The following is a 5139-nucleotide window of genomic DNA, read 5'->3' on the forward strand; positions in this document are numbered from 1 at the left end:
GGGTTGGGGTTTCCTTTATAGGGATTTGATGTTTGCCAGGTTTTTGGATTCTTTTATGGAGAGTTTGATCCTGGCTCAGGACGAACGCTGGCGGCGTGCTTAACACATGCAAGTCGAACGATGAAGCTCTTCGGGGTGGATTAGTGGCGAACGGGTGAGTAACACGTGAGTAACCTGCCCTTCACTTCAGGATAAGCCTTGGAAACGGGGTCTAATACTGGATATGACTCAAGCTCGCATGGGTTTGGGTGGAAAGATTTTTTGGTGGGGGATGGGCTCGCGGCCTATCAGCTTGTTGGTGAGGTAGTGGCTTACCAAGGCGACGACGGGTAGCCGGCCTGAGAGGGTGACCGGCCACACTGGGACTGAGACACGGCCCAGACTCCTACGGGAGGCAGCAGTGGGGAATATTGCACAATGGGCGCAAGCCTGATGCAGCGACGCCGCGTGAGGGATGAAGGCCTTCGGGTTGTAAACCTCTTTCGTCAGGGAAGAAGCGAAAGTGACGGTACCTGAAGAAGAAGCACCGGCTAACTACGTGCCAGCAGCCGCGGTAATACGTAGGGTGCGAGCGTTGTCCGGAATTATTGGGCGTAAAGAGCTTGTAGGCGGTTTGTCGCGTCTGCCGTGAAAACCTAGGGCTTAACTCTGGGCGTGCGGTGGGTACGGGCAGGCTAGAGTGTGGTAGGGGAGACTGGAATTCCTGGTGTAGCGGTGAAATGCGCAGATATCAGGAGGAACACCGATGGCGAAGGCAGGTCTCTGGGCCATAACTGACGCTGAGAAGCGAAAGCATGGGGAGCGAACAGGATTAGATACCCTGGTAGTCCATGCCGTAAACGTTGGGCGCTAGGTGTGGGGCTCATTCCACGAGTTCTGTGCCGCAGCTAACGCATTAAGCGCCCCGCCTGGGGAGTACGGCCGCAAGGCTAAAACTCAAAGGAATTGACGGGGGCCCGCACAAGCGGCGGAGCATGCGGATTAATTCGATGCAACGCGAAGAACCTTACCAAGGCTTGACATACACCGGAAAAGTGCAGAGATGTGCTCCCCGTAAGGTCGGTGTACAGGTGGTGCATGGTTGTCGTCAGCTCGTGTCGTGAGATGTTGGGTTAAGTCCCGCAACGAGCGCAACCCTCGTTCCATGTTGCCAGCACGTGATGGTGGGGACTCATGGGAGACTGCCGGGGTCAACTCGGAGGAAGGTGGGGATGACGTCAAATCATCATGCCCCTTATGTCTTGGGCTTCACGCATGCTACAATGGTCGGTACAGAGTGCTGCGAAACCGTGAGGTGGAGCGAATCACTTAAAGCCGGTCTCAGTTCGGATTGGGGTCTGCAACTCGACCCCATGAAGTCGGAGTCGCTAGTAATCGCAGATCAGCAACGCTGCGGTGAATACGTTCCCGGGCCTTGTACACACCGCCCGTCAAGTCACGAAAGTCGGTAACACCCGAAGCCGGTGGCCTAACCCTTGTGGGGGGAGCCGTCGAAGGTGGGACTGGCGATTGGGACTAAGTCGTAACAAGGTAGCCGTACCGGAAGGTGCGGCTGGATCACCTCCTTTCTAAGGAGCTTCCTCTGATATTGAGGCGCTCGTGATGCTGCCCGTGTGTGGTGGCTCGAGTGTTGCTCGTGGGTGGAACATCGATCGTTTGGCTGCTGTGGCAGGTGTGCTGTCGCGAGTACGGCCCCTAGTTTCATGCGCTGTGTGCGTGTGGTGTGGGGGTGGGGAAAGTGGGGGTGTGTCTGGTGTGGTGGTCGTGTGGTGCGCTGTTGGGTGTCTGAGGGGTCGGCTGTGGCTGGCTTGCTCGTGTGTGTGGCCTCACTGGTCTTCTGTCGCGTGTGATGCGTGGGCGGGGGGTTGGTGTGGGTTGGTGTGTTGAGAATTGCATAGTGGACGCGAGCATCTTTGTAGTGTCAAGTTTTTAAGGGCACATGGTGGATGCCTTGGTACCAGGAACCGATGAAGGACGTTGGAATCTGCGATAAGCCTCGGGGAGTCGATAACCGGACTGTGATCCGAGGGTGTCCGAATGGGGAAACCCGGCGAGATTCGTGTCTCGTCACCCGCATCTGAACTCATAGGGTGTGTGGAGGGGACGTGGGGAAGTGAAACATCTCAGTACCCACAGGAAGAGAAAACAATTGTGATTCCGTGAGTAGTGGCGAGCGAAAGCGGATGAGGCTAAACCGGGCGCATGTGATAGCCGGCAGGTGTTGTGTGTTCGGGGTTGTGGGGTGCGTTTTTATCCAGGCTGCCGTCTGGGTGTGGAGTGAGAAATCTGCGTGATAGTCGAACCGTTTTGAATGGCGGGCCGTAGTGGGTGGTAGCCCCGTAGGCGAAATTGCGTGGACTCCATGGGCGTATTCCCGAGTAGCACGGGGCCCGAGAAATCCTGTGTGAATCTGGCGGGACCACCCGCTAAGCCTAAATATTACCTGGTGACCGATAGCGGACAAGTACCGTGAGGGAATGGTGAAAAGTACCCCGGGAGGGGAGTGAAATAGTTCCTGAAACCGTGTGTCTACAATCCGTCGGAGCCTCTGTGTGGGGTGACGGCGTGCCTTTTGAAGAATGAGCCTGCGAGTTAGTGCTCCGTGGCGAGGTTAACCTGTGTGGGGTAGCCGTAGCGAAAGCGAGTCCGAAGAGGGCGTTCATAGTCGCGGGGTCTAGACCCGAAGCGGAGTGATCTACCCATGGCCAGGGTGAAGCGCCGGTAAGACGGCGTGGAGGCCCGAACCCACTTAGGTTGAAAACTGAGGGGATGAGCTGTGGGTAGGGGTGAAAGGCCAATCAAACTCCGTGATAGCTGGTTCTCCCCGAAATGCATTTAGGTGCAGCGTTGCGTGTTTCTTGCCGGAGGTAGAGCTACTGGATGGCTGATGGGCCTTACCGGGTTACTGACGTCAGCTAAACTCCGAATGCCGGTAAGTGAGAGCGTGGCAGTGAGACTGCGGGGGATAAGCTTCGTAGTCGAGAGGGAAACAGCCCAGATCACCAGCTAAGGTCCCTAAGCGTGTGCTAAGTGGAAAAGGATGTGGAGTTGCCGTGACAACCAGGAGGTTGGCTTAGAAGCAGCCACCCTTGAAAGAGTGCGTAATAGCTCACTGGTCAAGTGATTCCGCGCCGACAATGTAGCGGGGCTCAAGCACACCACCGAAGCTGTGGCAATCACACATTTCCCTACCTTTTGGTCAGGGGTGTGGTTGGGTAGGGGAGCGTCGTGTGGCGGGTGAAGCATCGAAGTGATTCAGGTGTGGACGCTACACGAGTGAGAATGCAGGCATGAGTAGCGAATGGCAAGTGAGAAACTTGCCCGCCGAATGACCAAGGGTTCCAGGGTCAAGTTAATCTGCCCTGGGTAAGTCGGGACCTAAGGCGAGGCCGACAGGCGTAGTCGATGGACAACGGGTTGATATTCCCGTACCGGCGAAGGACCGCCCATATCGAATCCAGTGATGCTAAATGCCCGAAGCCGCTGGTGCACGTCTTTGGCGTGTGTCGGATTGGTGGAGCGCGTGACCCGATCTGGTAGTAGGTAAGTGATGGAGTGACGCAGGAAGGTAGCCTCCGCGTGGCGATGGTTGTCCACGTCCAAGCATGTAAGGCGACATCTAGGTAAATCCGGGTGTCATGTGCCCCAGGTGTGATGGTGACCCCGTGTGGGGGAAGAGGGTGATCCTATGCTGTCGAGAAAAACTTCTAGCGAGGTTCGAGCCGCCCGTACCCGAAACCGACTCAGGTGGTCAGGTAGAGAATACTAAGGCGATCGAGTGAATCGTGGTTAAGGAATTCGGCAAAATGCCCCCGTAACTTCGGGAGAAGGGGGGCCATGATCGTGACCCGGCGTTGCTCGGTGAGCGTGAGTGGCCGCAGAGACCAGGGAGAAGCGACTGTTTACTAAAAACACAGGTCCGTGCGAAGACGTAAGTCGATGTATACGGACTGACGCCTGCCCGGTGCTGGAACGTTAAGGGGACCGGTTAGCTCCTTTTGGGGCGACGCTGAGAACTTAAGCGCCAGTAAACGGCGGTGGTAACTATAACCATCCTAAGGTAGCGAAATTCCTTGTCGGGTAAGTTCCGACCTGCACGAATGGCGTAACGACTTCTCCACTGTCTCAACCGCGAACTCGGCGAAATTGCATTACGAGTAAAGATGCTCGTTACGCGCAGAAGGACGGAAAGACCCCGGGACCTTTACTACAGCTTGGTATTGGTGTTCGGGACGGCTTGTGTAGGATAGGTGGGAGACTGTGAAGTGCCCGCGCCAGCGGGTGTGGAGTCATCGTTGAAATACCACTCTGGTCGTTCTGGATGTCTAACTTCGGTCCGTGATCCGGATCAGGGACAGTGCCTGGTGGGTAGTTTAACTGGGGCGGTTGCCTCCTAAAGGGTAACGGAGGCGCCCAAAGGTTCCCTCAGCCTGGTTGGCAATCAGGTGTTGAGTGTAAGTGCACAAGGGAGCTTGACTGTGAGACAGACATGTCGAGCAGGGACGAAAGTCGGGACTAGTGATCCGGCCGTGGTGTGTGGAAACGCGGTCGCTCAACGGATAAAAGGTACCCCGGGGATAACAGGCTGATCTTGCCCAAGAGTCCATATCGACGGCATGGTTTGGCACCTCGATGTCGGCTCGTCGCATCCTGGGGCTGGAGTAGGTCCCAAGGGTTGGGCTGTTCGCCCATTAAAGCGGTACGCGAGCTGGGTTTAGAACGTCGTGAGACAGTTCGGTCCCTATCCTCTGCGCGCGTAGGAAACTTGAGAAGGGCTGTCCCTAGTACGAGAGGACCGGGATGGACGAACCTCTGGTGTGTCAGTTGTTCTGCCAAGGGCACCGCTGATTAGCTACGTTCGGGAGTGATAACCGCTGAAAGCATCTAAGCGGGAAGCACGCTTCGAGATGAGGTTTCCATGGGCCCTTTTGGGCCTGTGAGGCTCCCAGCTAGACGACTGGGTTGATAGGCCAGATGTGGAAGCGCAGTAATGTGTGTAGCTGACTGGTACTAATAAGCCGACAACTTGACCTTCCACATACTCTTTGTGTGTGTGGTGTTCGCGTCCACTGTGTGACTCCCAGGACATCAACCCCCTGGGCCCCCACCACCCGCTGCTGATTGGTTTGCGGGGTGGGT

General features: G+C 56.4%; 2 rRNA genes. Both read left to right on the forward strand.

The features are described 5' to 3' along the window. The first annotated feature begins 52 nt into the window (after positions 1 to 52). Positions 53 to 1568, forward strand: a 16S ribosomal RNA gene (locus tag PINTE_RS20295). A 351-nt stretch (positions 1569 to 1919) separates the two neighbouring features. After that, positions 1920 to 5034: ribosomal RNA gene (locus PINTE_RS20300) — 23S ribosomal RNA — on the forward strand. Together the 16S and 23S rRNA genes form the textbook arrangement of a ribosomal RNA operon. Positions 5035 to 5139: the final 105 nt, after the last annotated feature.

This window comes from Piscicoccus intestinalis NBRC 104926 (assembly GCF_001515525.1).
Lineage (GTDB): Bacteria > Actinomycetota > Actinomycetes > Actinomycetales > Dermatophilaceae > Kineosphaera > Kineosphaera intestinalis.